The organism is Nocardioides aequoreus, assembly GCF_000720335.1.
GTDB lineage: Bacteria > Actinomycetota > Actinomycetes > Propionibacteriales > Nocardioidaceae > Marmoricola > Marmoricola aequoreus.
Genome location: NZ_JOJN01000009.1, coordinates 45325 through 71320 on the forward strand (window position 1 = coordinate 45325; position 25996 = coordinate 71320).

24 protein-coding genes are annotated in these 25996 nt (G+C 73.4%); 16 read left to right on the forward strand and 8 right to left on the reverse strand.

The window, feature by feature from the left end; all coding sequences use genetic code 11:
* Nucleotides 1–74 precede the first annotated feature (74 nt).
* Nucleotides 75–2891: an aconitate hydratase gene (locus IG63_RS0116005; protein ID WP_030485356.1), complete on the forward strand. Its 2817-nt coding sequence runs from the start codon at nt 75–77 to the stop codon at nt 2889–2891.
* A 33-nt stretch (nt 2892–2924) separates the two neighbouring features.
* Here IG63_RS0116005 and IG63_RS21700 read toward each other — a convergent pair whose 3' ends face one another.
* Nucleotides 2925–4970 carry a sensor histidine kinase gene (locus IG63_RS21700; protein WP_169741808.1) on the reverse strand — a complete coding sequence of 682 codons (2046 nt, stop codon included), beginning with the start codon at nt 4968–4970 and terminating at the stop codon, nt 2925–2927.
* Nucleotides 4971–5132: 162 nt separating this feature from the next.
* Between IG63_RS21700 and IG63_RS0116015 the strand changes: the two genes are divergently transcribed.
* Both IG63_RS0116015 and IG63_RS0116020 read left to right on the forward strand, forming a co-directional pair.
* Nucleotides 5133–5459, forward strand: a complete 327-nt coding sequence (locus IG63_RS0116015; RefSeq protein WP_030485358.1) for an MTH1187 family thiamine-binding protein — start codon at nt 5133–5135, stop codon at nt 5457–5459.
* Nucleotides 5459–5863: a YjbQ family protein gene (locus tag IG63_RS0116020; protein ID WP_030485359.1), complete on the forward strand. Its 405-nt coding sequence runs from the start codon at nt 5459–5461 to the stop codon at nt 5861–5863. The genes IG63_RS0116015 and IG63_RS0116020 overlap by 1 nt, the downstream gene beginning before the upstream one ends.
* On the opposite strand, the gene IG63_RS0116025 is transcribed toward IG63_RS0116020, so the two are convergent.
* Nucleotides 5838–6386, reverse strand: coding sequence for an rRNA adenine N-6-methyltransferase family protein (locus IG63_RS0116025; protein ID WP_030485360.1), 549 nt, complete (start codon nt 6384–6386; stop codon nt 5838–5840). The genes IG63_RS0116020 and IG63_RS0116025 overlap by 26 nt on opposite strands.
* A gap of 118 nt (nt 6387–6504) precedes the next feature.
* On the opposite strand from IG63_RS0116025, the gene IG63_RS0116030 reads away from it, so the two are divergent.
* On the forward strand, nt 6505–6981 hold the full coding sequence (locus tag IG63_RS0116030; RefSeq protein ID WP_051707002.1) for an XdhC family protein: 477 nt from the start codon (nt 6505–6507) through the stop codon (nt 6979–6981).
* Here the strand turns inward: IG63_RS0116030 and IG63_RS0116035 are convergent.
* Nucleotides 6978–8258 carry a DUF6596 domain-containing protein gene (locus IG63_RS0116035; RefSeq protein WP_051707004.1) on the reverse strand — a complete coding sequence of 427 codons (1281 nt, stop codon included), beginning with the start codon at nt 8256–8258 and terminating at the stop codon, nt 6978–6980. The genes IG63_RS0116030 and IG63_RS0116035 overlap by 4 nt on opposite strands.
* A gap of 49 nt (nt 8259–8307) precedes the next feature.
* Nucleotides 8308–8706 (reverse strand): YciI family protein, encoded by a 399-nt coding sequence (locus IG63_RS0116040; protein WP_030485363.1) that lies wholly within the window; start codon nt 8704–8706, stop codon nt 8308–8310.
* Nucleotides 8707–8851: 145 nt separating this feature from the next.
* Between IG63_RS0116040 and IG63_RS0116045 the strand changes: the two genes are divergently transcribed.
* From IG63_RS0116045 to IG63_RS21705, 7 genes are all read left to right on the forward strand, one after another.
* Entirely contained in the window at nt 8852–9223 is a 372-nt protein-coding gene (locus IG63_RS0116045) for a hypothetical protein (protein WP_030485364.1), read from the forward strand.
* Nucleotides 9224–9271: 48 nt separating this feature from the next.
* On the forward strand, nt 9272–9700 hold the full coding sequence (locus IG63_RS0116050; RefSeq protein ID WP_030485365.1) for an NUDIX domain-containing protein: 429 nt from the start codon (nt 9272–9274) through the stop codon (nt 9698–9700).
* A gap of 58 nt (nt 9701–9758) precedes the next feature.
* Complete coding sequence (gene dxs / locus IG63_RS0116055) at nt 9759–11693, forward strand: 1-deoxy-D-xylulose-5-phosphate synthase (protein WP_030485366.1); 1935 nt, start codon at nt 9759–9761, stop codon at nt 11691–11693.
* Nucleotides 11653–12978 carry a gluzincin family metallopeptidase gene (locus IG63_RS0116060; RefSeq protein WP_030485367.1) on the forward strand — a complete coding sequence of 442 codons (1326 nt, stop codon included), beginning with the start codon at nt 11653–11655 and terminating at the stop codon, nt 12976–12978. Before dxs ends, IG63_RS0116060 begins: the two co-directional genes overlap by 41 nt.
* A 38-nt stretch (nt 12979–13016) precedes the next feature.
* Entirely contained in the window at nt 13017–13937 is a 921-nt protein-coding gene (locus tag IG63_RS0116065; protein ID WP_030485368.1) for a proteasome assembly chaperone family protein, read from the forward strand.
* Nucleotides 13938–13939: 2 nt separating this feature from the next.
* Nucleotides 13940–14797, forward strand: a complete 858-nt coding sequence (locus IG63_RS0116070) for an acyl-CoA thioesterase (protein ID WP_030485369.1) — start codon at nt 13940–13942, stop codon at nt 14795–14797.
* Between the two features lie 176 nt (nt 14798–14973).
* Nucleotides 14974–16314 carry a M23 family metallopeptidase gene (locus tag IG63_RS21705; protein WP_051707007.1) on the forward strand — a complete coding sequence of 447 codons (1341 nt, stop codon included), beginning with the start codon at nt 14974–14976 and terminating at the stop codon, nt 16312–16314.
* Here IG63_RS21705 and IG63_RS0116080 read toward each other — a convergent pair.
* Entirely contained in the window at nt 16311–17192 is an 882-nt protein-coding gene (locus IG63_RS0116080) for a MaoC/PaaZ C-terminal domain-containing protein (RefSeq protein WP_030485371.1), read from the reverse strand. The genes IG63_RS21705 and IG63_RS0116080 overlap by 4 nt on opposite strands.
* 4 nt (nt 17193–17196) lie before the next feature.
* On the reverse strand, nt 17197–18531 hold the full coding sequence (locus IG63_RS0116085) for a 3-oxoacyl-ACP reductase (RefSeq protein ID WP_030485372.1): 1335 nt from the start codon (nt 18529–18531) through the stop codon (nt 17197–17199).
* Between the two features lie 192 nt (nt 18532–18723).
* Between IG63_RS0116085 and IG63_RS0116090 the strand changes: the two genes are divergently transcribed.
* Complete coding sequence (locus IG63_RS0116090; RefSeq protein WP_030485373.1) at nt 18724–20004, forward strand: acetyl-CoA C-acetyltransferase; 1281 nt, start codon at nt 18724–18726, stop codon at nt 20002–20004.
* Nucleotides 20005–20069: 65 nt separating this feature from the next.
* Nucleotides 20070–20498 (forward strand): hypothetical protein, encoded by a 429-nt coding sequence (locus tag IG63_RS0116095; RefSeq protein ID WP_030485374.1) that lies wholly within the window; start codon nt 20070–20072, stop codon nt 20496–20498.
* 593 nt (nt 20499–21091) lie between these two features.
* Here the strand turns inward: IG63_RS0116095 and IG63_RS0116100 are convergent.
* Complete coding sequence (locus IG63_RS0116100) at nt 21092–21793, reverse strand: TetR/AcrR family transcriptional regulator (protein WP_051707009.1); 702 nt, start codon at nt 21791–21793, stop codon at nt 21092–21094.
* 178 nt (nt 21794–21971) lie between these two features.
* On the opposite strand from IG63_RS0116100, the gene IG63_RS0116105 reads away from it, so the two are divergent.
* The 3 genes from IG63_RS0116105 to IG63_RS0116115 all read left to right on the forward strand — a co-directional run bounded on the left by IG63_RS0116105 (nt 21972) and on the right by IG63_RS0116115 (nt 24442).
* The gene (locus IG63_RS0116105) at nt 21972–22340 is read left to right on the forward strand and encodes a PH domain-containing protein (protein WP_030485376.1); all 369 of its coding nucleotides are present in this window, start codon (nt 21972–21974) and stop codon (nt 22338–22340) included.
* 113 nt (nt 22341–22453) lie between these two features.
* Nucleotides 22454–23791: an HNH endonuclease signature motif containing protein gene (locus tag IG63_RS21710; protein WP_030485377.1), complete on the forward strand. Its 1338-nt coding sequence runs from the start codon at nt 22454–22456 to the stop codon at nt 23789–23791.
* A 39-nt stretch (nt 23792–23830) separates the two neighbouring features.
* Nucleotides 23831–24442 (forward strand): maleylpyruvate isomerase family mycothiol-dependent enzyme, encoded by a 612-nt coding sequence (locus IG63_RS0116115; protein WP_157210238.1) that lies wholly within the window; start codon nt 23831–23833, stop codon nt 24440–24442.
* Here IG63_RS0116115 and IG63_RS0116120 read toward each other — a convergent pair.
* Nucleotides 24439–25974 carry an ATP-dependent DNA ligase gene (locus tag IG63_RS0116120; protein WP_342665969.1) on the reverse strand — a complete coding sequence of 512 codons (1536 nt, stop codon included), beginning with the start codon at nt 25972–25974 and terminating at the stop codon, nt 24439–24441. The two genes, IG63_RS0116115 and IG63_RS0116120, sit on opposite strands and share 4 nt — an antisense overlap.
* Nucleotides 25975–25996: the final 22 nt, after the last annotated feature.

Genomic DNA, 25996 nt, shown 5'->3' on the forward strand with positions numbered 1-25996 from the left:
GGCCTTACTACCCGGGTCCACCGCCCCGGCGGCAAGATGGCGACAGACCACGAGACTCATCGAGGAGCGAGCAGATGGCCAGTGCGGACAGCTTCGGAGCCAAGGACACCCTCGAGGTGGGCGACAAGACCTACGAGATGTACCGCCTGGGTGCCGTGACCGGTGACGGTCTCGACGTCGAGTCGCTGCCCTTCAGCCTCAAGGTGCTGCTCGAGAACCTGCTGCGCACCGAGGACGGCGCCAACATCACCGCCGACGACATCCGCGCCCTCGCCGGGTGGGACGCCGACGCGGAGCCCGACAAGGAGATCCAGTTCACGCCCGCCCGCGTGATCATGCAGGACTTCACCGGCGTGCCCTGCGTCGTCGACCTCGCCACCATGCGCGAGGCGATGGAGGAGCTCGGGGGCGACCCCAGCAAGATCAACCCGCTCGCCCCGGCCGAGCTCGTGATCGACCACTCGGTCATCGCCGACGTCTTCGGCACCCCCGAGTCCTTCGAGCGCAACGTCGAGATCGAGTACGAGCGCAACCGCGAGCGCTACCAGTTCCTGCGCTGGGGCCAGGGCGCCTTCGACGACTTCAAGGTCGTCCCGCCCGGCACGGGCATCGTGCACCAGGTCAACATCGAGCACCTGGCGCGCGTCGCCTTCACCCGTGAGACCGACAGCGGCACGGTCGTCTACCCCGACACCTGCGTCGGCACCGACTCCCACACCACGATGGTCAACGGCATCGGCGTGGTCGGTTGGGGCGTCGGCGGCATCGAGGCCGAGGCCGCGATGCTCGGGCAGCCGGTCTCGATGCTGATCCCGCGCGTGGTGGGCTTCAAGCTCGGCGGCGACCTGCCCGAGGGCGCCACCGCCACCGACCTCGTGCTCACCATCACCGAGATGCTGCGCCAGCACGGTGTGGTCGGGAAGTTCGTGGAGTTCTACGGCCCGGGCGTCTCGGCGCTGCCGCTGGCCAACCGCGCCACGATCGGCAACATGAGCCCCGAGTTCGGCTCGACGGTCGCCGTCTTCCCGATCGACGAGGAGACCACCAAGTACCTCGAGCTCACCGGCCGCTCGGCCGAGCAGATCGCGCTGGTCGAGGCCTACGCCAAGGCGCAGGGCCTCTGGCACGACCCCGACGCCGAGCCGCGCTACTCCGAGCGACTCGAGCTCGACCTCGCCACGGTCGTCCCCTCGCTCGCGGGTCCGAAGCGACCCCAGGACCGGGTCTCGCTCGCCAGCGCCAAGGAGGCCTTCCGCACCTCGCTGGCCGACTACGTCGACGGCGGGGCCGGCGACTCCGTGCGCTCCAAGGTCGACGAGGCCTCGGCCGAGTCCTTCCCCTCCAGCGACGCCCCCGCGGTCTCCGAGGGCGGCAACGGCGCGGGTGCGCCCGACGACTGGCGCAACCACCCCGCCGGCAGCGGTGACGGGCGGCCCTCCAACCCGCAGCATGTGCGCCTCTCCGACGGCACCGAGTTCGAGCTCGACCACGGCGCGGTCACGATCGCGGCGATCACCTCGTGCACCAACACCTCCAACCCCTCGGTGATGATCGGTGCCGCGCTGCTGGCCAAGAACGCCGTGGAGCGTGGCCTGACCACCAAGCCGTGGGTCAAGACCACGCTCGCGCCCGGCTCGCAGGTCGTCAGCAACTACTACGAGCGCGCCGGCCTGACGCCGTACCTCGACAAGCTCGGCTTCAACCTCGTCGGCTACGGCTGCACCACCTGCATCGGCAACTCCGGCCCGCTCATCCCCGAGGTCAGCGACGCGGTCAACGCCGGCGACCTGGCCGTCACGTCGGTGCTCTCCGGCAACCGCAACTTCGAGGGACGCATCAACCCCGACGTGAAGATGAACTACCTGGCCTCGCCGCCGCTGGTGGTCGCCTACGCCCTCGCCGGCTCGATGGACGTCGACCTCTTCAACGACCCGCTCGGCCACGACCACGAGGGCAACGACGTCTTCATGCGCGACATCTGGCCCAGCGCGGCCGAGGTCGAGGAGGTCGTGGCGGGCTCGATCACCGCCGAGATGTTCGCCGACGACTACGCCGACGTCTTCGCCGGCGACGAGCGGTGGCGCTCGCTGCCGACCCCCGAGGGCGACGTCTTCGAGTGGGACGAGCACTCGACCTACGTGCGCAAGGCGCCGTACTTCGACGGCATGCCCGACGAGCCGGTGCCCGTCGAGGACTTCAGCGGCGCCCGGGTGCTGCTCAAGCTCGGCGACTCCGTCACCACCGACCACATCAGCCCGGCGGGCGCGATCAAGAAGGACAGCCCGGCCGGCCGCTACCTCGCCGAGCACGGCGTGCAGCAGCGTGACTTCAACTCCTACGGCTCGCGCCGCGGCAACCACGAGGTCATGATCCGCGGCACCTTCGCCAACATCCGGCTGCGCAACCAGCTCGCCGCCGGCACCGAGGGCGGCGTGACCCGCGACTTCACCCGCGACGGCGAGATCACCACGGTCTACGAGGCCAGCGAGCACTACCTCGAGCAGGGCGTCCCGCTCGTGGTGCTGGCGGGCAAGGAGTACGGCTCCGGGTCCTCGCGCGACTGGGCCGCCAAGGGCACCGCGCTGCTCGGCGTGAAGTTCGTGATCGCCGAGTCCTACGAGCGGATCCACCGCTCCAACCTCATCGGCATGGGGGTGCTGCCGCTGCAGTTCCCGCAGGGCGAGAGCGCGGAGAGCCTGGGCCTGACCGGCGAGGAGGAGTTCTCCGTCACCGGCGTGACCGCACTCAACGAGGGCACCACGCCCAAGACGGTGAAGGTCAAGGCGGGTGACGTCGAGTTCGACGCGACCGTCCGCATCGACACCCCGGGCGAGGCGAGCTACTACCGCAACGGCGGGATCATGCCCTACGTGCTGCGCAGCCTGCGCTGACCTGACGCAGGAGGTCGGTCAGGCCGCGACCGCTCAGGCGGAGGGCAGCTCGACGGTGACGCGGGTGCCCTCGCCCGGGCGGGAGCGGATCGCGACCTGTCCACCGTGCTGGCTCACCAGGGCCTGCACGATGGACAGGCCCAGCCCGGTGCCCTGGATGGCAGCGTCGGTGGCCTGGGTCGAGCGGAAGAAGCGGGTGAAGAGCTTCTCCTGCTCGTCGGTGTCGATGCCGATGCCGGTGTCGCGCACCACCAGCAGCCCCGAGCCGTCGCTGCCGCGCGTCACCGCGACGTGCACCGACCCGCCGTCGGGGGTGAACTTCACCGCGTTGCTGACCAGGTTGACCACCACCCGCTCGAGCGCGTCGCGGTCGCCCAGGACCATCACGGGCTGGGCCGGCAGCGTCAGCTGCGTCTCCAGCGTGCGGTGACGCAGCTGCTCGTCGAAGAGCTCCCAGCTGCTGCGCGTCACCTGGCACAGGTCCAGCGGGCTCCTCGCCAGCTGCAGCCGCCCGGCCTCGGCGCGGGAGAGCGTGAGCAGGTCGTCGACCAGGCTCTGCAGCCGCAGCGCGTTGCGCTCGATGCGCTGCAGCGCGTCACGCTGCGGGCGGGTCAGCTCCCCGAGGCTGGCGTCGGCGAGCAGCTCGGCGTACCCGGCGATCGAGGTGATGGGCGTGCGCAGCTCGTGGCTGACGTTGGAGACCAGCTCCTGCTTGACGTGGTCGACCTCCTGCAGCCGCAGCACCGACTGGTGCTCGCGGTCGAGGGCGGTCTCCAGCGCCCGCTGGGTGCGCAGCCGCTCGGTCACGTCGTCACCGGTGGCGAGGTAGCCCAGCCCCCGGCCGTCGGCGTCGCGGACCGCCGAGAGGCTCAGCGAGATGGTGCGCCGGCTCCCGTCGCCGCGGACCAGCTCGTGGTCGATCCGGGTGCCGCGGCGCACCTGCTCCTCCACGACCGCCTTCCAGTCGGCGGGCACCCCCAGCTGACCCGCCACCCGGGCGAGGTCGTCGTGGCTGTGGAACCGATCGGGCGTGGAGCCGACGACGTCGTCGGGCTCGTAGCCCAGGATCGACCGGGCGCCCTCGTTGAAGTGGGTGATGCGCCACTGGGCGTCGCAGATGATCAGCAGCGTGCTGTTGGCCCCGTCGAGCATGCGCTCCAGCGTCGACGCCGTGACGTCGGCGTGGGCGCGTGCGAGGGCCAGCCGCTCCACGGTGCGGGCCAGCGGCACCATCAGGTAGCTCAGGGCGCCGATGTAGACGAAGAGCGGCAGCGTGCTCACGGCGTCGGGGAGCATCACGCTCTGGCGGTCGGGGCTCAACGGGCCGTGACCGGCGGTCGAGAGGGCGTAGACCAGCACGGCGAAGACGAAGACCTGGGCGTGGGCCTCGCGACGCGTCGAGCGCAGCCCGGCCCAGCTCAGCAGCGGGAAGGCCAGCGTCAGGAAGGCCCCCACGACCAGCGAGAGGGGCACCACCGCCGCGAGCAGGAGGCGCTGCAACCAGCGCTCGCCATGTGAGGCCACCGCGGGGCGGTCGCGCACCGGGACCACGACCGGGAGCACGACCAGCAGCGACGTCAGCGTGCTCGCCACGGCGGTCACCGACCACAGCGCGCCGTCGCGGGGGCCGTGCTCGGAGAGGGTGAAGCCGAAGGTCAGCAGCCCGGTGCCCAGCGCCACGAGCATCAGGCTCAGGTGGTAGCGCCGGGGGCGGGCGTCGTAGATCGCCGGACCGGGGGTCGTCTCCGGTGGACCGTGCAGCAGCCGGCTCGCGACGAACGCCGGGGCCACCACGGCGACCGCGGCGACGAGCGTCGTCGGCACGTCGAGGTCGTAGACCAGGAGCACCGCCACGGTCACCAGCAGCAGCGCTGCGGCCACCCCGGCGGCGAGGAGACGCGGCGGCACCACGAGCAGGAGGGCCGTCACCACGCCGATCGACGGCCACCACGAGGTGACCGGGTCGCCCGGCAGCGGTGGCAGCACGGTGAGGGGCACCAGCGCCAGCAGCAGCGTCATGCGCAGCCACGAGGGCCCCGGAGGGAGGCCCTGGGAGGGGTCGGGGGCAGGCGTGACCACCGGTCGAGCCACCCCCGATCGCGTCGTGGGCCCGACGCGCTGGACTGGCTCGGTCGACCGGGCCGGATGCATGTCGCCCCCCGAGTAGTGCATTACCCCGGTCATCCTGCCTGGTCAGACCGTGCTTTGGCGACCGGACGGGTACCCACCAGGATGGGAGCCATGATCGTCGCCCTCAGCATCAGTCCGTCCGGCTCCCCGCGCGCCGGCTCCGACCCCGAGCCCGACGGTGGTGTCAGCGAGGCCGTCGCCGCCGCCGTGCAGGTGATCCGCGACTCCGGCCTGCCGCACGAGCTCAACGCGATGTTCACCAACATCGAGGGGGAGTGGGACGAGGTGATGGCGGTCGTCAAGCAGGCCGTCGACGTCGTCGCCGAGCGCTACCCGCGGGTCGGCGTGGTGATCAAGGCCGACGTGCGCGCCGGGTACGACGGGCAGCTGGCCGCGAAGGTCGAGCGCGTCGAGCAGCGCCTGGCCGGAGACGCCTGATGCGCTCGGAGACCCGCCGCTACCGCACCGGCGACCGTGACGTCGTGCTCGACCTGACCGACGACTGCCGCGACTTCGTGGCGGGGGAGCAGGACGGCCTGCTCCACCTCTTCGTGCCGCACGCGACCGCCGGCCTGGCCGTGATCGAGACCGGTGCCGGCTCCGACGACGACCTGCTCGCCGCTCTCGCGGACCTGCTGCCCGCCGACGACCGCTGGCGCCACCGCCACGGCACCGAGGGCCACGGGCGCTCGCACGTGATGCCGGGCCTGGTGCCGCCGTACGCCTCGGTGCCGGTGCTGGGCGGCCGGCTCGCGCTGGGCACCTGGCAGAGCGTCTGCCTGGTCGACCTCAACGTCGACAACGCCGTGCGCGAGGTCAGGTACTCCTTCCTCGCCGGCTGATCCGCAGCACCACCGAGTCGACCCGTGGCGGCGGGGCGAAGGCGCCTCGCGGCACCCTGAGGCCCAGGTCGAGCCGGCGGTGCCGGGTGTGCCGGGCGCGGGGTGGGCGGTCGACGAGGCGACCGGCCGCACCGCGCTGGACGACGAGGTCGGCCGCGACCAGTCGGTCGGCCGCGAGCAGCGCGCGCACCAGGCCGGTCGTGACGGAGTACGGCGGGCTCGCCACGACCCGGAAGGGCTGGTGCGGCCACCGCAGCTCGCGCAGGTCGAGCTCCAGCACGCGCACGTCGTCGCCGAAGCGCTGCCGCAGCCGCTCCGCGCGTCCCGCGTGCAGCTCGACCGCCGTCACGCGGGCGCCCGCGGCGAGCAGCGGCGCCGTCAGCGCCCCGGTGCCGGCCCCGAGGTCGAGCACGCGCTCGCCCGGCCGCACCCCAGCGGCATCGACGACGCGACAGGCCCACTCAGGGGTGAGCGGGTGCCACCCCCACGAGCGCCGGGAGGACCCGTCGGGCTTCCCGGACACGGCACACCATCAGCATGGTCGTGGCGGTCCTCGGCGGCATGGCGCCAGGCTAGGAGGCGGCCGGCGCCCCGGCCACCGGATTTCGGCGCACTGCGACCCGGGCGTGCCAAGGTGGCCCATGACCACCCCACGCGAGCGCTCCTGGCGCGACGACGAGGTCGGGCCCGGCCGGCTGCTGGTGCTCTCCGACAACCCCGTGGCCCAGGCGGTGGCGCGCATCGCCGAGGCCGTCGGCCTCGAGGTGCTGCGCCTGACCGACGACGAGGACGGCCGCGGGCTCGCCGCCGTGCTGGAGGCCGCCCCCGGCCACCGTGACGCGGTCGTGCTCTGCGACCACGACGCGCCCGACGCGCCCGCCGTGCTCCGCGCGGCGCTGCGCTCGGAGGCGGCGTACGTCGCGATGCTGGCCAGCCGCCGCCGGGCTGCCGGCCTGCTGCAGGAGCTGCGCGACGAGGGCGTGCCCGGGTTGGACAAGCTGCACGTGCCGGCGGGGCTCGACGTCGGCGGCCGGACGCCGGGGGAGATGGCGCTCTCGCTGGTGGCCGAGGTCGTCGCCGACGCGCACGGCCGCCCCGGCGGTCCGATGCGCGACTAGCCCGCGAGCCTGATCCGCCGCTCGCAGAAGCCCCGGACGGGAGGGCTGGTCACGTGGTCGAGCAGGCGCTCGTAGGTGGGCGCCGCCTCGGCGCGCCGGCCGGTGCGCCAGCGCAGGTCCGCCAGCGCGAAGGCCGCGTCGCGCCGCGCGAAGGTGGGCGCCTCCTCGGTCATCTCGACCAGTCGCTCCTCGATGGCGGCGAGCGCGCCCGCCGCCTCGGCCGCGGTGCCGGGGAAGGCGTGCAGCACCAGCTGGGTGCGGGCCGCGAGCCAGGCGACCTCCACGGCCGGGGACGACCAGACCTGCTGGAGCACCTCGTAGAACTGCACCACCCGCGGCCAGTCGGTGGCCGCCACGCTCGGCGCCGTGGCGTGCAGGCCCGAGATCGCCGACTCCAGCGCGAAGCGACCGTGGCCCTGCATGGCGAAGGCGGCGTCGGCGAGGCCGAGCCGCAGGATGCGCTGGTCCCAGCGGCTGCGGTCGACCTCGTCGAGCGTGAGCGCCACGCCCTCGTCGTCGACCCTGCCGGGGCGGCGGCCGAGACCGAGCAGCACCACCGCGCGCAGCCCGCGGACCTCGCTGTCGGCGGGATACATGTCGACCAGGCCGTCGGCGATGGAGAGGGCCTGGGCGCCGAGGTCCTCCAGGGCGTCGGGTGGCTCGGGACTGGTGCGGTGCGCGACGGTGAACATCGCGGCGACGCAGTCGAGGACGACGGGCAGGCGCTCCGCGCGGGCGTCGCGGCCCGGCACCTCGAAGTGGTCGCGGGCCGCGGCGAGCGCGCGCTTGGCCCGGGTCAGGCGCGCGGCCGTGGCGGCCTCGCCGAGCCCGAGGTGGAGCGCGACCTGGTCGACCGAGAGGCCGCAGACCACGCGCAGGGCGAGCACCAGCTGGTTCTCGGCCGTGAGCGCGGGGTCGCACGCGGCGAAGAGCAGCGCCAGCCGGTCGTCGAGGCCCGAGGGGACGCCGTCGGGGTCCAGCTCGTGCTCGCTCACCACGGGCTCCTCGGCGAGCCGGTGAGCCAGCTGCGAGAAGCGGGCGCTGCGCCGGCGCTCGTCCAGGTGCACGCGGCGTCCCACCTGCACGCACCAGGGCACCACCGCCCGGGGCCGCTCGGAGGCCGGGAGCGCCACGAGGCGGGCGAACGCCTCGCCGGCGAGGTCCTCGGCGACGCCGAGGTCGCCGCACCACGACGCCAGGATCCGGACGACCCGGGGCAGCGCGTCGCGCACCTCCTCCTCGTCGAGGGGAGGCTCGCCGGAGCGGGCGTGGACCACGCCCCATGGTCGCAGGTGGCCCCGCGGCGAGTCCCCCCTCGCCGGGCGGTCAGCCCATGGGGAAGAGCTTGCGCCACTCGACGGTGCCGCCCGTCGGCACCATCGCGGCGACCCGCCGGGCCATCTCCTCGTCGGCGACCTCGACCAGGTAGAAGCCGGTGATCAGCTCGCTGGAGTCGGCGTACGGGCTGTCGGTGTGCACGGCCTGCTCGACCTCGTGCCCGTCCGGGCCGGGCGTGGTGACGCCACCGTGGTGGGCGTCCTGCAGCGCGGCGCCTCCCGTCACCCGGGCGCCCAGCTCCTCGACCGCCTTCTCGAAGGCGCCGTGCGCGGCCATGGTGGGATCCGTGGCCAGGTCGGCGGTGGGCGGCTGGCCGTCCGGGCCGGGCAGGAAGGAGTCGGAGCCCCAGGCGGGCTCGCGGATCAGGAAGGCGTAGGTGTCGGTCAACGTGGTCCCCTCTCGTGGCGGCCCCCGCGGGGCCTCTCACCAGGATGACGAACGGCGGCGCCCGTCATCGACACCTGCGGCGAAGATCGTCCGGGATCCGCAGATCGTCGAACAGGTGTTCGAACCTCGGCGTAGGATCTCCCTCATGTCCCCGCTCGTCGCCCCGCCCGGCTGGCCGCACGGCGTCCGTCCCCCCGACGCCCCCGACTGGGAGCGCACGGCCGTCGCGTGGCTGCTCGACCAGTGCCCGCCGGAGTACCGCGGCTACCCCGCCGTGCGGGGCCACCCGGCGGTCCTCGCGAGGTTCGCCGTGCTGCACGTCGAGGCGTGCCAGGCGGCGGTGCGGGAGGGGCTGAGCCGGGCACGTGGCGACCTGCGCGACCTCGTCGAGCCGCGGGTCGTCGAGCAGGCCGTGGAGACCTGGCACCAGGAGGCGGCCCGGCTCGTCGGCGTACGCCGTGCGGCCGGGCTGCTGGAGGAGGCGCTGCAGGGTCGGCGCTACGTCGCCCGCCTCTGAGACCCGCCTCTGAGACCCCCCTGTGAGCCGCCCGCCTACGCTGGACCGATGCCCCGGATCGCCGTCTGCTACCTCGTCGACCGCCGTGGCCGGGTGCTGCTCCAGCACCGTGACGAGCACGCGCCCCGCGCGGCCGAGCAGTGGGGCATCGTGGGCGGCCACGTCGAGGACGGCGAGGACTTCGACACCGCGGTGCGGCGCGAGCTGCTCGAGGAGACCGGGGTGCGGCTCGGCCCCGAGGAGCTCCGGCTGTGGTGGGAGGGCGACTTCGCCTACTCCGACGGCCACCGCAGCCACTACCGGGTCTACGCCGCGCAGGTCGACCTGACCGACGCCGACATCGTGCTGGGGGAGGGTCGCGCGATCGTCTTCGTCGACCCCGAGGAGGCGCTCTCGCTCGACCTGGCCGAGTCCAACGCCCACCTGCTGCCGCGCTTCCTCGCCAGCGATGTCTACCGGGGCTGGACCACTGTCTAGACTCGCCGGGAGCTCTGCTCACGCTCCCCTCACCCCAGCCCGGGAGGACTTCACACGCATGGGCCACCTCCGGCAGATCAGCGGTCCTGCCGACCTGCGCCGCCTCGACGACCGCGAGCTCACCGAGCTCGCGGCCGAGATCCGCGACGAGCTGATCCGCACCTGCGCCCCCCGCGGCGGGCACCTCGGCCCCAACCTCGGCGTCGTCGAGCTGACCCTCGCCCTGCACCGCGTCTTCGACTCGCCCCGCGACCGCGTGGTGTGGGACACCGGCCACCAGGCCTACGTGCACAAGATGGTGACCGGGCGGGCCGCGCAGTTCGACACGCTGCGGCAGGAGGGCGGCCTCTCGGGCTACCCCAGCCGGGCCGAGTCCGACCACGACCTGGTCGAGAACTCGCACGCCTCCACGGCGCTCTCCTACGCCGACGGGCTGGCCAAGGCCTACGCCCTGCGGGGCGAGGACCGCACCGTGGTCGCCGTCGTCGGCGACGGCGCGCTCACCGGCGGCATGTCGTGGGAGGCGCTCAACAACATCGCCGCGACGCCCATCGCCGGGCAGCGCCGGCGCCTGGTCATCGTCGTCAACGACAACGGTCGCTCCTACATGCCCACCGTCGGCGGCCTCGCCAACCACCTCACCACGCTGCGCACCAGCCCGCGCTACGAGCAGGTGCTCGACATGGTCAAGCGCCGCCTCAACGGCGTGCGCGGCGTCGGGCCCGCGGTGTACGACGCGCTGCACGCGATGAAGAAGGGCATGAAGGACGCGATGGCGCCCCAGGGTCTCTTCGAGGACCTCGGCCTGAAGTACGTCGGCCCCGTCGACGGCCACGACCGCGTCGCGATGGAGCGGGCGCTGACCCAGGCCAAGCGCTTCGAGGGCCCGGTGCTGGTGCACGCGATCACCCGCAAGGGCTTCGGCTACGACCCCGCCGAGCGCCACGAGGCCGACCAGTACCACCAGATCGGGCCGTTCGACGTGGAGACCGGCGTGGGTCGTCCCAAGGGCCGCATCTGGACCGACTACTTCTCCGAGGAGATGGTCGCGCTCGGCGCCGAGCGACCCGACCTCGTCGGCATCACCGCGGCCATGCTCTACCCGGTCGGCCTCGACCGCTTCGCGGCGGCGTACCCCGACCGCGTCTACGACGTCGGCATCGCCGAGCAGCACGCCGTCACCAGCGCCGCCGGGCTCGCGATGGGCGGGCTCCACCCCGTCGTCGCCATCTACGCCACCTTCCTCAACCGCGCCTTCGACCAGGTGCTCATGGACGTCGCCCTGCACCGCTGCGGCGTCACCTTCGTGCTCGACCGCGCCGGCGTCACCGGCTCCGACGGCGCCAGCCACAACGGCATGTGGGACATGTCGATCCTCCAGGTCGTGCCGGGCCTGCGCCTGTGCGCCCCGCGCGACGGTGCCCGGGTCGTCGAGCTGCTGCGCGAGTGCGTCGACGTCGACGACGCGCCGACGGTGCTGCGGCTGCCCAAGGGCTCCCCGCCGGTCGCCGACCTCGAGGCCGTCGACCGTGTCGGCACGATCGACGTGCTGGTGCGCGACGGTGCCCGCGACGTGCTGATCGTGGCGGTCGGGTCGATGGCCGCGGTCGGGGTCGACGTCGCGGCCCGGCTCGCCGACCAGGGCATCGGCGTCACCGTGGTCGACCCGCGCTGGGTCAAGCCCTGGGACCCCGCCGTGGTCGGGCTGGCGCGTGACCACCGGCTGGTGGTCTGCGTTGAGGACAACGGCATGGTCGGTGGCGTCGGTGCGTCGCTGCTCCAGCTGCTCAACACCGAGCGGGTGGCCACGCCGTTCCTGCACCGTGGCATCCCCCAGGAGTTCTACGACCATGCCGAGCGAGACGCGATCCTCGAGCGCATCGGGCTCACCGCCCAGTCGCTCGCGCGCGGCATCGTCGAGGAGGTCACGGCCCTCGACGGGCAGGTCGAGCGTGACCTCGAGGCCCCGGTCGACCGCCCGATGCACGACTGAGCGCCGTACGCCGCACCGGGCGGCCTCGGCGCTCGTCCTGCTGCTGGTGCTGCTGCTCGGCGCGGGGTGCCTCGACGGCGTCACGACCGCGCCGCGGGAGGCCGACGCCGGGGCTGCGCCCAGCGCCCCCGACCTGCGGGCGCAGGTGCAGCGGCTCCTCGACCGCCGGGCGCGGGCCGTGCGCGAGGGCGACGCGCGCGCCTTCGTGCGCCAGCTCGGCCGCGGCGACGGGCTGCGCGTGCGGCAGCTGCGCTGGTTCCGCAGCGTCACCCAGCTGCCGTGGCAGCGCTTCGACTACGAGGTGCTCGGCACCGACTGGGACACCCGTCCGGCCGCCCGCTGGGGGCGCACGGTGCTGGTCCCGACGGTCGTCCACCGCACCCGGCTGCGCGGCTTCGACCGCCTGGTCGTCGAGCGCGACGTCGGCTTCGCCGTCTCCTTCGACGGCGACCGGCCCCGCATCGTCTCCGACCAGGACGCCGACGGACGCGCGATGCTGCGCGGCACACCGGCGCCGTGGGACCTCGCCGCGGTGCAGGTGCGCCGCGCCCCCGGCGTCCTCGGCGTCTTCGACGACCGCACCGTGGCGGCCGCCCCGCGCCTGATGGCGGCGGTCTCCGACGGCATCGCCGTGCTGCGACGCTCGCTGCTCTTCCGGTGGCCGGGCCGCGTGGTGGTCTACCACGTGCGCGACCCCCGGGTGCTCGACACCGTCACCGACGTGCCGGGCGGCTCGATCGACCTGCTCGGCGCGCTGACGGTGCCGACCTACTCCCGGCCCGAGATCTCGCCCGTCGCGTCGGTGCGGATGCTCGTGATGCCGGTCTCGGTCGAGGCGGGCGAGCCCTTCCTCGGGCGCCTGGTGCGCCACGAGCTCGCCCACGTCGCGCTCGGCGCCCGCGACGACGGGGCGCCGACCTGGCTCTCCGAGGGCCTGGCGGAGTACCTCGGCGCCAGTGCGCTGCCGCGGGCGCAGCGCCAGATCCCCACGGTCGCCGTACGCCGCGCGCAGCAGCCGCAGCGGGGGATGCCCTCCTCGGCGTCCTTCAACGGGCCCGACCAGGACTGGCACTACGCCGTGAGCTGGATGGCGCTCGACCACGTGGCGGCCACGGCGGGGGAGCCCGCGATCTGGTCGCTGCTGGAGGCCTTCGAGGCGCGCCCGGCCGGTCCCGACGACGAAGGGGTCGACCGGGTGCTCCGCGCCGAGCTCGGCTACGACGCCGCCGGGCTCGCCCGTCGCGCCGCGGCACGGATCCGGGATCTGTACGGCGCCGGCGGCTGACTAGGCTGGTCCGAGAGACGGGGAGCGGAGGAGGTCAGGTGAGCCAGGCACGAGTCGTGCACGTGGTCGACGAGGTCGCGGAGGAGCTCGCGGCGCAGGACGGACCGCCCGGCGGTCCGGTGCTGGTGGTAGCCCTCGCCGGCTTCCTCGACGCGGGCAGCGCCGCCGGGCTGGTCGTCGACCACCTGCTGACCGAGGACCCCGGCCGGGTGGTGGCCAGCTTCGAGGTCGACGAGCTCTACGACTACCGCGCCCGGCGCCCACCGATGTCCTTCCGCGAGGACCATTACGCCGACTACGAGGCGCCCCGGCTGGTCGTGCGCCGGATGGGCGACGCCGACGGACGCCCGTTCCTGCTGCTGCACGGCCCCGAGCCGGACATCCGCTGGGAGGCCTTCGCCCGTGGGGTGCGCGAGGTGGTGGAGCGCCTCGGCGTCCGCCTGACGATCTCGCTCGGCTCGGTGCCGATGGCGGTGCCCCACACTCGCCCGGTGCAGCTGACCCACCACGCCACCGCGTCGCACCTGCTCGTGCAGGACAACGTCTGGAAGGGCGAGATCCGGGTGCCGTCGAGCGCGCAGTCGCTGCTCGAGCTGCGGCTGGGGGAGTGGGAGCACGACGCGATGGGCTTCGTGGCCCACATCCCGCACTACGTCGCGCAGGTCGACTACCCGCAGGCGTCGGTCGCGCTGCTCGAGGGGCTCGGCCAGGTCGCCGACCTGCGCTTCGACGCCACCCCGCTCAAGGAGGCCGGCGAGGCGCGGCAGGTCGAGATCGCCACGCAGATCTCCGACTCCGAGGAGGTGCGCGAGGTCGTCGAGGGGCTCGAGCGGCAGTACGACGCCTTCCACACGGCCTCCGCCAGCCTCCTGGCGCAGGACGAGCCGCTGCCCAGCGGCGAGGAGCTCGGCGAGCAGTTCGAGCAGTTCCTCGCCCGCCTCGAGGACCCGGAGGACTAGCCGTGCCCCAGTCAGCGCAGGAGGTCGTCGACCTGCTCGACCTCGAGACGATCGAGGACAACCTCTTCCGCGGGCAGCAGCCCGACACCGAGCTGCAGCGGGTCTTCGGCGGGCAGGTCGCCGCGCAGGCGCTGACCGCCGCGACCCGGACCGTCCCCGAGCAGTACGTCGTGCACTCGCTGCACTCCTACTTCCTGCGACCGGGCGACACGGCGGTGCCGATCGTCTACGACGTCGACACGCTCCGAGAGGGCCGCAGCTTCGCCACGCGCCGCGTGCTCGCGAGGCAGCACGGACGCCCCATCTTCGCCCTCACCGTCGACTACCAGATCCCCGAGCCGGGCCTGGAGCACCAGGACGCGATGCCGGACGTCCCGGCCCCCGAGGAGTGCCCCACGCTCCTCGAGGCCACGCCGGGCTCGCAGCGGATCGCCGAGCACTGGAACCGCGAGTGGTCGGCGCTCGACATCCGGCTCGCCGGCCTGACGCGGCCGGGAGACGCCGCCCCGGGCGAGGTGCTGACGCGCTCGCGGCTCTGGATCCGGGTCAACGGCGAGGTGCCGGACGACCCCCGGCTGCAGGTCGCGGCCTTCACCTACGCCAGCGACCTCACGCTGCTCGCCGCGAGCCTGGTGCCGCACGACCTCTACATCGCCTCCCCGGGCATGCAGGCGGCCTCGCTCGACCACACCATCTGGTTCCACCGGCCCTTCCGCGCCGACCGCTGGTGGCTCTACGACCAAACCTCGCCCTCGGCGTCCGGGGGCCGTGGTCTGGCGCTCGCGAAGGTCTTCACCCGGGAGGGCGTGCTGGTCGCGACGGTGGCGCAGGAGGGCCTGATCCGGCATCGACCGGGCTGACGAACGACACCTGTGTAGTTCGGTCGCACTACACCCCAATTCGGACAGAGCGCTGACGACACGCCGTCGAGTGGGTTAGTTTCTGATCACTTCTGTGACTCCAGAGACGGGTGTGGTGTGCAATGACCGGCGGGCGATTCCTCTCCCGACGCGGATGGTGGGCCCCCGCGCTCGCAGTGACGCTGGCCCTCGGCGTGGGGGTCTCGGTCTCGGCCCCCGGTGCGGCCGACCGCCGGGTGAGCCCCGGGGGCCACCCCGACGGCCACAGCTACGACCTGAAGCCGGCGGACGCCGCCGAGCTGGCGAAGGCGCTGCACCTCACGGCGCCGCGCGGCGCCCGGCTCAGCGGCACCCAGGCTCGCGCCGCCCTGGCGAGCGCCTCGCGGGTCAGCGCCTCGCGGACCACGGGCCCCGACTTCGAGCTGCCCTTCCTGTGCGGCAGCCAGTGGTCGGGCACCACCCGCAGCGGCCACAGCCCCAGCTACTACTCCGTCGACTTCAACGCCCCCTCCGACCAGGGCAAGCCCGTCGTCGCCTCGGCGCCCGGCACGGTGACCCTGGTCCGGTCGCTGACCTACAGCTACGGCCGCTACGTCGTGGTCGACCACGGCGACGGCTACACCACGCTCTACGCCCACCTCGACTCGCTGGCGGCCACGGTCGGGCAGCGCGTCGACCAGGGCGACCTGATCGGCTACCTGGGCACCTCGGGCAACTCCACCGGCCCCCACCTGCACTTCGAGCAGCGCCGCAACGGCGGCTACTTCCAGCCGTGGTTCAACCGCACGTCGTGGAAGTTCGGCTCCACCGGCACCTCGCGCAACTGCGGCGACCGACCGGTCGCCGGCGACTGGGACGACGACGGCGTCGACGAGGTCGGCGTCTTCCGCCCGCGGGCGGTGCGCACGCAGTACCTCCTGGACCACGGCGCCGGCCAGGCGCTGCGCTGGGGGTACGCCGGCGACACGCCCCTGGTCGCGGACTACGACGGCGACGGCGTCGACCAGGTCGGCACCAAGCGGCGCGGCGACGCCGTCTGGCGGCTGCGCAGCGCCAACGGCGCGGCGGCGACGGTGACGGGCGTCGGCGGCCGGCACGACGTGCCGCTGGCCGGCGACTGGGACGGCAACGGCCGCGCGGAGCTGGGCTGGTACCGCTGGTCCAACCGCAGCTTCTACCTGCGCTGGCCCGACATGAAGGTCCGCACCGTGCGCTGGGGCAGCGCCGGCCAGATCCCCGTCGTCGGCGACTGGAACGGCGACGGTGTCGACGAGGTCGGCACCTTCGACCCCACCAATGGTCGCTGGGCGCTCCGGGTCACCTCGGGCGGCACCGCCACCACGCGCACGGTCGGCTACGGCCGCGCCGGTGACCTGCCGGTGGTCGTCGACCACAACGGCGACGGGGTCGACGAGGTGGCCATCTGGCGCCCACGCACGGCGAAGTTCCACCTGCGCACCCTGGCGGGCGCCCGGGCCACCAGCCAGGTCAAGACCTACGGCGCTCCGCGCGGCTAGCGCCGGCGCGCCCGGCCCAGCAGGTGCGGCTTGCCGCTGCGCGGGTCGGTGAGGGAGAAGTCGAGACCCTCCTCGACGGTGCGCGACCCGAAGGCCACCGTGCCGGGGAGGAAGACGGGCTTCTTGAACTGCACCTCGACCGTCGCGGCCTCACCCAGCCGGTTGGCGAAGGTGGCCACGCTGCGCGCCTTGGTCCACATGCCGTGGGCGATCTGCCGCTTGAAGCCGAAGGCACGGGCCGTCAGCGGGTAGAGGTGGATCGGGTTGTGATCGCCCGAGACGCTCGCGTAGCGACGTCCGAGGTCGCCGGGCAGCCGCCAGGTGAGCCCGGTGCCGGCCACGGTCTCGAAGTCCGGCGGTGCTGCCGCGGGCGCGTCGCCGCGCCCCACGCGCAGGTAGGTCGAGGTCGACTCCCACACGGTCTCGTCACCCGCGCGCACCGTGGTCACCAGGTCGAAGGCGGTGCCCTTGGGGTGGGGTCGCAGGTCCCGGGCGGTCGCGCTGACGTCGAGCCGCTCGGTGACCGCGAGCGCGCGGTGCTGCGTGATGGCGTTGGCCAGGTGCACCGTGCCGATGGCGGGGTAGGGGAAGGACCGGTCGGTCATCAGCTCCATGTGGAGCCCGAAGGCCAGCATGTGGGGGTAGGTCAGCGGGAGCGCCTCGGTCGGCTCGAAGCCGCAGACCTCGGCGTACGCCGCCACGTGCGCCGGGTCGACGACGACGTCGGCACGGTGGAGGGTCAGGTCGGGCAGCCTGCCCTTCGCGGCGCCGTCCTTGGCCAGGCCCGGCACCAGCTGCACTCCCGGCAGCACGGGCAGTGCGGCGCGGAGCATGGTGCGGAGCCCGCCGGGCTCGCCCGTGACGGTGCGGTCGACCATCGGCTCAGGCGCCCAGCATCATCTGGCCGCAGACCCGCACCACGTTGCCGTTGACGGCGGTGGAGCCGGGGTCGAGGTACCAGGCGATCGCCTCGGCGACGTCGACCGGCAGCCCGCCCTGGGCCATGGCGTTCATCCGCTGACCCACCTCGCGGGTCGCGAAGGGCACGGCTGCCGTCATCTGGGTGACGATGAAGCCGGGCGCCACGGCGTTGACGGTGATGCCGCCGCCGAGCTCGGGGGCGAGGGCGTCGACGAGGCCGATCACGCCGGCCTTGGAGGCGGCGTAGTTGGTCTGGCCGAGGTTGCCCGCGATGCCGGCGATGGAGGAGACGCCGACGATGCGGCCGTTGGGCGCCACCAGCTCCTGGGCGAGCAGCTCGCGGGTGATCCGCTCCGGGGCGGTGAGGTTGACCGCGATCACCGAGCTCCAGCGGTCCTCGGCCATGTTGGCGAGCTTCTTGTCGCGCGTGATGCCGGCGTTGTGCACCACGCCGTGCACCTGGCCGTGCTTGTCCTTCACGTGCTGGGCGATGCGCTGCGGTGCGTCCTTGGTGGTGATGTCGAGGACGAGGTGGTCGCCGCCGATCTCGCGCATCACGCCCTGCAGCTCGCTGGCCGCCTGCGGCACGTCGACGCCGAGCACGGTCGCGCCGTCGCGGTGCAGCACCCGGGCGATCTGCTCGCCGATGCCGCGCGAGGCGCCGGTCACGACGACGACCTTGCCGTCGAGCGGTCGCGTGCGGTCGGCCACGGGCTCGGCCTCGGTGGCGCCCACGGCGCCGACCCGCACGACCTGGCCGGAGACGTACGCCGACTTGGGGGAGAGGTAGAAGGCGAGGGTGGAGTCGAGCGACTCCTCGGCACCGGGGGCGACGTACACCAGGTTGACGGTGCTGCCGCGGCCGATCTCCTTGCCCAGCGACCGGGTGAAGCCCTCGAGCGCGCGCTGCGCGACCCGCTCGCTGCCCTCGACCTGCTCGGGCGGGGTGCCGAGCACCAGCACCCGGGAGCACGGCTGCAGGCTGCGCATCAGCGGGGTGAAGAACTGCTGCAGCGCCACCAGGTCAGCGGCGGTGCCCAGACCGGTCGCGTCGAGCACGAGGCCCTTGTACTTCGCACCCGGCTCGGTGGCGCTCACCGCGGCGATGCCGAGGCCGTCGAGAGAGGCGGTCACGGCCTTGGCGAGCCGGCCGTCGCCACCGACGACGACGGTGCCGTCGACGAGCGGGGCGCCGTCGGTCCAGCGGTCGAGCCGCACCGGGTCGGGGAGCCCGAGGTTCTTGACCAGGAACTTGCCGACGGGGGTGGAGGTGAAGAACTGGTACCGGTCGCTCATGGCTTCCTCTACAGTGGCTACGGCTGGGCTACTCGAGAGTACGACGCCACGGTAACTGTGGGTGTAACTCGCCGTCCACTTTTCGTGACCTGGCCCTCACGTCGTTCAATTCCACTGTTGCCGCAGGCACCATGGCCCATGAGGGCAGCGCTACCACGGGCGTGCCCGACCCACGAGGAGCTGACACAGATCATGCCGCAGGAGACCCGTCGCGTTGCCGTCCTCGGTGGCAACCGCATCCCCTTCGCCCGCAGCAACACCGTCTACGCCACGGCGTCCAACCAGGAGATGCTCACCGCCGCGATCGACGGCCTGGCGACGCGCTACGGGCTGCAGGGCGAGCGGATCGGCGAGGTCGCCGCCGGCGCCGTGCTCAAGCACAGCCGCGACTTCAACCTCACCCGCGAGGCGGTGCTCGGGTCGCGTCTGGCGCCCGAGACCGCGGCCGTCGACCTGCAGCAGGCCTGCGGCACCGGGCTGCAGGCCGCGATCTACGTCGCCAACAAGATCGCCCTCGGGCAGATGGACTCCGGCATCGCCGGCGGCTCCGACACCACCTCAGACGCGCCGATCGCGGTGGGGGAGAAGCTGCGCAAGATCCTGCTCGAGGCCAACCGCGCCAAGACCCTGCAGGGCCGGCTGGCGGCGCTCGCCAAGGTCCGCCCCGCGCACCTGGTGCCCGCGATCCCGAGCAACGGGGAGCCGCGCACCCGGCTCTCGATGGGCGAGCACGCGGCGCTCACGGCGCTCGAGTGGCAGATCAGCCGCGAGGCGCAGGACGAGCTCGCCGTGGCCTCCCACCAGCGGCTGGCGGCGTCGTACGAGCGTGGCTTCCAGGACGACCTCATCACGCCCTTCCACGGCCTCGAGCGCGACCAGAACCTCCGCCCCGACTCCTCGGTGGAGAAGCTCGCCAAGCTCAAGCCCGTCTTCGGCAAGGGCGAGGCCGCCACGATGACGGCCGCCAACTCCACCCCGCTCACCGACGGCGCCTCCACGGTGCTGCTCGCGAGCGAGGAGTGGGCCGAGGAGCACGGGCTGACGCCCCGCGCCTACTTCGTCGACGCCGAGACCGCCGCCGTCGACTTCGTGCACGGCGGCGAGGGCCTGCTGATGGCCCCGGCGTACGCCGCGGCGCGGCTGCTGCACCGCAACGGCCTGACGCTGCAGGACTTCGACTTCTACGAGATCCACGAGGCCTTCGCCTCGCAGGTCCTCTCCACCCTGGCCGCCTGGGAGGACCCGGTCTTCTGCAAGGAGCGCCTCGGCCTCGACGAGCCGCTGGGCGCGATCGACCGCACCAACCTCAACGTCAACGGCTCCTCGCTCGCCGCAGGCCACCCCTTCGCCGCCACCGGTGCCCGCATCGTCGCCAACCTGGCCAAGCTGCTCGAGGAGCGCGGCTCCGGCCGCGGCCTGATCTCGGTCTGCGCCGCCGGCGGCCAGGGCGTCGTCGCCATCCTGGAGCGCTGAGGGCGGCCTAGACCTCCGCGTCTCCACCCAGGACGCCGGGGCCGCGGAGGCCCTAGCGTCCGGGGATGCGCAGCGACCTGGGCGAGTGGGCGAGCGACCACCGCGTGCTCGCGATCGTCCTCGGACTGGTGGCCCTGCTCGTGGTCCTCGTGGTGGCGCTGCTCGTCTCGACGCTGCTCTGGGCCGTGGTGGGCCTGGTCTTCTTCGGCACCTGGTGGCGCGCCCTGCTGACGGTGGGCGCGGTGGTGGCCCTCGTGGCCACGGGGGTGGCCTCGCCGGCGGGGACGCTCGACTGGCTCAACGCCCGCTGGGCGGAGAGCCCGCTGTGGGCTCTCGGCGGTCTCGTGGTCGTCGCCGCCCCGGCCCTCTGGCTGCTCTCCGGCGGCGGAGGTGGCGGCGGCCGTCTCTCCGGCCGGGAGCAGCAGCGCGCCGAGGGCCAGCGCTGGACCGACGAGCAGACCGCCCGCGACTGGGACCGCCGCCGCCGCAGCTAGGCGGACCGCGGCGGGGCGGACGAGGCTCCCCGCACCTGATGGGTCTCGCTGGCCCCCGGGTGGTCGAGGAAGGACGGAGTCCTGTCCCGAGACCCCCGCGCCTGACGGGTCGCGCTGGTCCCCGGGTGGTCGAGGAAGGACGGAGTCCTGTCTCGAGACCCCCGCACCTGACGGATCGGGCTGGCCCCCGGGTGGTCGAGGAAGGACGGAGTCCTGTCTCGAGGACCCCCGTACCTGACGGGTCGCGCTGGTCCCCGGGTGGTCGAGGAAGGACGGAGTCCTGTCTCGAGACCCCCGCACCTGACGGGTCACGCTGGTCCCCGGGTGGTCGACGAAGGACGAAGTCCTGTCTCGAGACCTCCAGAGTTCTCCCTCGACGATGACGACCTCGAGGCCGCCATGGCGGACTTCGCTCCAGGCCAGCACTCTGCTGCGTCCTGGAGCCTGACGAGGCCCGGCCTGCTCGCCGCCGCCAGGTCTTCGTCCACCCGCGCCTCGCTGACGCCGCGGCTGACCTGCCCGGCACTCAGGTCGCCGTGCGGCTCGTGCTCGACCCCGGCACCCAGGCACGCGCGTGAGGGCCGAGCTGCCGCTCAGCCGCCGACGGCGAGCGCCTGTGCGGTGCGCACGACGTAGCGCTTGACGTCGGCCGACGAGACCGGCGCGATCGCGGGGACGCCGGGCGACTGCTCGCGCACGAGCATGCCCACGCGAGCGAGCTGCAGCGCGCCGAGGCTGCTGGCGTACATGTGGTTGGCGAGCAGCACCGGGTCATCGACATGGAAGTCGCCCGCCTCGTTGCCGGCGACCAGCACGTCGCGCACATGGGCCAGGCAGACCGACATGCCGCGGCCGAGGCGGAACATCGCGCTCTCGCTGATCTCGTCGAGCAGCTCGGGGCCGGGCCGTCGCATGATCGTCAGCGCGCAGTCGACGAAGGCGGGGTGGTCGAGACCGAAGTCGACGAAGGCCTCGGTCACCGCGGCCAACTTGGTCAGCGGCGTACGCCGGGCGCGGGCGGCCGCCTCGAGCGCCTCACCGAGGTCGTCGAGGTAGCTGACCAGCGTGAGCGCGAAGAGCTCCTCCTTGCCGGAGAAGTGGCGGTAGATGATGGCCCGGTTGACGCCCACCGCCTTGGCGATGTCGTCGATCTGGGCGTCGCGCACCCCGGTGCGGTCGAAGAGCTCGCGCGTCGCGGCCAGGATCTCCGCCTCCCGCGCGCGGCGTCGAGCCGCCGCCGGCTTGCGGGGTGCCGGTCGCTCTTCGGCGTCGACGGCACGAAGTCGTGTGGCCATGCCCTCGATGATAGTGCAACTCGCAGTTGCACACGTGTGACGCGAGGCGCAGGAGCGTGAGCAGGGCGCGCCGCGTCCAGGTCGTCAGGAGTCGTCGCGTCCTTCCCGGCGCGTGGACTCGCCCTGTCGCATCACCGTCGCGATCCCCACCATGGGCACAGCCGACGAGAGGACACCGATGGAGACCGCTTCGATCACCGCTTGGACCTTCCTGCAGGAGATCCCCGTCCCGCCCGACGTCACCGAGCTGCTGGTGCAAGGCGAAACCGCGGTCGCGGCGTTCAAGACCTTCCGCGACAGCGCGGTCTTCACCACCAAGCGCCTCATCGTGCGCGACGCGCAGGGCATGACGGGCAAGAAGGTGGAGATCTACTCGCTGCCCTACGCCTCCATCAACATGTGGTCCTCCGAGAACGCCGGGCGGCTCCTCGACACCAACGCTGAGCTGGAGATGTGGACGCGCGCCGGTCACATCAAGATCAAGGTGGGCAAGGGTGCCGACATCCGGCGGTTGGACTCCCTCATCGCCTGGGCCGTGCTGAGGTGAGGGGCGAGGCGTACTCAGCAACGTCGAAGAATTGTTCGAATGCGCGTCCATTGCTTGAGATATCAGCAGGTCAGACGCCGCTCGCTGTCGGTGGTCCCTGCTTGACTTGAGTCATGACCGAGACCGTGGCCGCGACGCCCGAGCTGGTGCTGACGCACCCGCTGGCGGTGCTGGCGCAGCGGCTCTCGGAGCGGCTCGACGAGGTGGTCGCGGGTCCGCCGGTGTGGTCGATGCCCCCGGCGGAGCAGGTCGCCACCCTTGCCACGCTGGCCAAGGTGGAGGCGCAGCTCGCCGCCCTGCGGCTCAGCGTCCTGGTCGAGGCCGAGCGCTCCGGCGCCGCGCTCGCCGAGGGGGCGTCGTCCGCGGCCGACTGGGCCCACGCGTCGACGCGACAGCGCCGCAGCACCGCGCGTGCGGACCTCAGGCTCGCCGACCTGCTGTGCCGCTACCGCCACCTCGAGGCCGGGATGCTCGCCGGCGACGTGTCGCTCGACCAGGCCAAGGTCATCAAGCGCGCGATCGAGCGGTTCCCGCAGGACGGTCCCCACGGCGTGACCTGTGACCAGGCCGAGGCAGCCGAGCGCCACCTCGTCGAGCTCGCCGCCTCGTTCGCGCCGGAGCAGCTGGAGGTGCTCGGCGAGAAGATCTACGAGGTGATCGCTCCCGAGGTCGCCGAGGCTGCGGAGGGCGAGCGGCTCGCCCGCCAGGAGGCCCGCGCCGAGCGCCGGACCTCCCTGCGGATGTGGCGCGACGGCGAGGGGGTCACCCACGGCAGGTTCGCGATCCCCGACCTCCACGGCGCGATGCTCACCAAGGCGCTGCAGGCGATCGCGAGCCCCGCCAGGGCCGTCACCGGCGTCCCCGACGGCTCCGGCGCAGGGACCGGCACCGGGACCAGCACCGGGACCAGCACCGAGATGACGGCGCGCGAGCCGGTGGAGACCCGTCGTGGGCGAGCCCTCTGCGAGCTGCTCGAGCGCATGGGCGCCCGTGACCTCCCGGTCGCTGGAGGCGGTGACGCGACCGTCGTCGTCAGGATCGACGCCGAGCTGCTCACGGACACGCTGCACCAGGCCGGCGTGGCCACGCTCGACACCGGACTCGCGATCTCCGCAGGCGAGGCCCGTCGGCTGGCGTGCGGTCACAGGCTGCTGCCCGCCGTGCTGGGCACCGGCCACCAGGCCCTCGACCTGGGCGACACCGCCCGGCTCTTCTCCAAGGCCCAGCGCGTCGCGCTGACCCTGCGCGACGGCGGCTGCACCGCCGAGCACTGCGACGTGCCCGCCAGCATGTGCCACGCCCACCACGACCGACCCTGGTCCCACGGCGGCACCACCGACCTCGCCAACGGCCGGCTCCTCTGCGGTCCGCACCACCGTCGGATCCACGACCCCGGCTTCGACCACGTGCTCACCCCCGACAACCAGGTCCGGTTCCACCGGCGGGAGTGAGGAGGGCAGGAGCCCCCTTAGGCTGCCGCGGTGGACCTGATGAGGGAGGCCGAGGCGGAGCGCGCCGAGCTGCTGGAGCTGCTGACCGGTCTGGAGCCGGCCCAGTGGGAGCAGGAGTCGCTCTGCGACGGCTGGTCGGTGCGTGACGTGGTCGCGCACCTGCTGAGCTACGAGGGCGTCGGCATGCGCGAGGTGCTGCCGTCGATGCTCCGGGCGCGGATGTCGCTGGGGCGGGTGAATGCCGGCTTCCTGTCCCGACAGCAGGGGCTGACCCCCGACCAGCTCGTCGACCGGCTGCGCACCCACCTGCGGCCCAGCGGACTCACCGCGGCGCGCGGCGGTGCCGTGGGCCTGGTCGACGCGCTCGTGCACCAGCAGGACATCAGGCGACCTCTTGGGAGCCGCCGCTCGATCCCTGGCGACCGGGTGCGCTACGCGCTCGGCTTCGCCGTCACCGCCCCGCCCCTGCGCGGCTTCTGGCACGTGCGCGGCACCCGGGTCGTGGCCACCGACCTCGACTGGGCGCACGGCCGGGGCCCCGAGGCGCGGGGGAGCGGCGAGGCGGTGCTGATGGTCCTCGGGGGTCGCGCGGGCGTGGCCCGGGAGCTCGAGGGTCCCGGCGCCACCGCGCTGCAGCGCCGGCTGGGCTAGGAGGCGCCCAGCTCGCGCACCCGCGCGAGCGTGTCGGCCTCGTGTGCCATCTTGTCTTGGCGGTAGCGCAGCACGCGGGCGAAGCGGAGGGCGACGCCGCCGGGGTAGCGGGTTGAGCGTTGCACGCCGTCGAAGGCGATCTCCACCACCTGCTCGGGTCGTACGTGGACGACGTGGCCGTCGCGGTGGGTCTCCAGGGCGAGGAAGCGTTCGGTCTGCCAGGCGAGGATCTCGTCGGTCATGCCCTTGAAGGTCTTGCCGAGCATCACGAAGCCGGTCTCGCTGGTCTCGTCGCGCGCGCCGAGGTGGATGTTGGAGAGCCAGCCCTGGCGGCGCCCGCTGCCCCACTCCACGGCGAGCACGACGAGGTCGAGGGTGTGGCGCGGCTTGACCTTGACCCACGCCGACCCGCGGCGGCCGGCGTCGTACGGCGCGTCGAGGCGCTTGACGATGACGCCCTCCTGGCCCGCGGCCACGGCGTCGTCGAAGAAGCGCTGGGCCTCCTCGGCGGAGTCGGTGACGAGCCGGGAGACGCGGTGGGGCTCGGGCACGACGGAGTCGAGCCGGGCGAGCCGCTCGTGGGTGGGCGACTCGATGAGGGAGTCGCCCTCGTGGAGCAGCACGTCGAAGAAGTACGGCGTGATGCCGGCCGCCCCGGAGCGGGTCGCCGTGGTCGACGCGGTCTCCTGGAAGGGCCGTGGCCGCCCGTCAGGGCCGATCGCGAGGGCCTCGCCGTCGAGCACCAGGTCGTGCGCGGGCAGCGACCGCACCACGTCGAGGACCTCGGGCAGCCGCTCGCCGATCTCGTCGAGGGACCGGGTGAAGACCGCGATCTCGTCGCCGTGCTTGTGCACCTGGATCCGGATGCCGTCGAGCTTGGTGTCGACCGCGACCGCGGTGCCCGCGCCGACCTTGTCGACACCCTCCGCGACGTCGGGGGCGGCGCCGGCGAGCATCGGCCGGACGGGGCGACCGACCAGCATGGAGAAGTCAGCCAGTCCGGCGGACCCACGGGTGAGCGCGGCGGCGGCGAGAGGGCCGGTGGGGGCGCTGAACATGGCGGCGCGGCGTACGTCGGCGACGGGCACCTCGGCCGCCTGGGCGATGGCGTCGAGCATCACCGAGTCGAGCGCGCCCTGGCGGACGTTGCCGGTCATGACGGCGCGCAGCCACTCCTGCTCGGGGAGGGTCAGCCGTCCGAAGAGGTCGGCCACGGCGTCGCGCCGGGAGGTCGCCGAGCCGGCTCCCGCCAGCGCGGCGAGCCGCTCGAGGGCGGCGTCGACCTCGGCGAGCGTCACCGAGGGCTCCTGCGCCGGCGGCGGGAGCGAGCCGAGCGAGCGGTGGCCGACGCCGGTGCGCCGCTGGCGCAGCGTGCCGGAGAGGTAGGTCGCCACGAGGTCGAGGTCGTCCTCGCCACCCGGCGCGGCCTCGCGGAGCAGCCCGGCGATGAGGTCGCGCTTGGCCAGCCGCTTGGAGGTGGCCGCGACCTGGCCGGAGACGTCGACGAGGCGGGCGAGGAGCATGCCGGACATGCTGGCACCGTGCCCCGACAGG

Coding starts and splice junctions, on each gene's coding strand:
- IG63_RS0116005 (WP_030485356.1), top strand. CDS start 75: ATGGCCAGTGCGGACAGCTTCGGAGCCAAGGACACCCTCGAGGTGGGC.
- IG63_RS0116015 (WP_030485358.1), top strand. CDS start 5,133: ATGATCGTCGCCCTCAGCATCAGTCCGTCCGGCTCCCCGCGCGCCGGC.
- IG63_RS0116020 (WP_030485359.1), top strand. CDS start 5,459: ATGCGCTCGGAGACCCGCCGCTACCGCACCGGCGACCGTGACGTCGTG.
- IG63_RS0116030 (WP_051707002.1), top strand. CDS start 6,505: ATGACCACCCCACGCGAGCGCTCCTGGCGCGACGACGAGGTCGGGCCC.
- IG63_RS0116045 (WP_030485364.1), top strand. CDS start 8,852: ATGTCCCCGCTCGTCGCCCCGCCCGGCTGGCCGCACGGCGTCCGTCCC.
- IG63_RS0116050 (WP_030485365.1), top strand. CDS start 9,272: ATGCCCCGGATCGCCGTCTGCTACCTCGTCGACCGCCGTGGCCGGGTG.
- dxs (WP_030485366.1), top strand. CDS start 9,759: ATGGGCCACCTCCGGCAGATCAGCGGTCCTGCCGACCTGCGCCGCCTC.
- IG63_RS0116080 (WP_030485371.1), bottom strand. CDS start 17,192: ATGGTCGACCGCACCGTCACGGGCGAGCCCGGCGGGCTCCGCACCATG.
- IG63_RS0116085 (WP_030485372.1), bottom strand. CDS start 18,531: ATGAGCGACCGGTACCAGTTCTTCACCTCCACCCCCGTCGGCAAGTTC.
- IG63_RS0116090 (WP_030485373.1), top strand. CDS start 18,724: ATGCCGCAGGAGACCCGTCGCGTTGCCGTCCTCGGTGGCAACCGCATC.
- IG63_RS0116095 (WP_030485374.1), top strand. CDS start 20,070: ATGCGCAGCGACCTGGGCGAGTGGGCGAGCGACCACCGCGTGCTCGCG.
- IG63_RS0116100 (WP_051707009.1), bottom strand. CDS start 21,793: ATGGCCACACGACTTCGTGCCGTCGACGCCGAAGAGCGACCGGCACCC.
- IG63_RS0116105 (WP_030485376.1), top strand. CDS start 21,972: ATGGAGACCGCTTCGATCACCGCTTGGACCTTCCTGCAGGAGATCCCC.
- IG63_RS21710 (WP_030485377.1), top strand. CDS start 22,454: ATGACCGAGACCGTGGCCGCGACGCCCGAGCTGGTGCTGACGCACCCG.
- IG63_RS0116115 (WP_157210238.1), top strand. CDS start 23,831: ATGAGGGAGGCCGAGGCGGAGCGCGCCGAGCTGCTGGAGCTGCTGACC.
- IG63_RS0116120 (WP_342665969.1), bottom strand. CDS start 25,974: ATGTCCGGCATGCTCCTCGCCCGCCTCGTCGACGTCTCCGGCCAGGTC.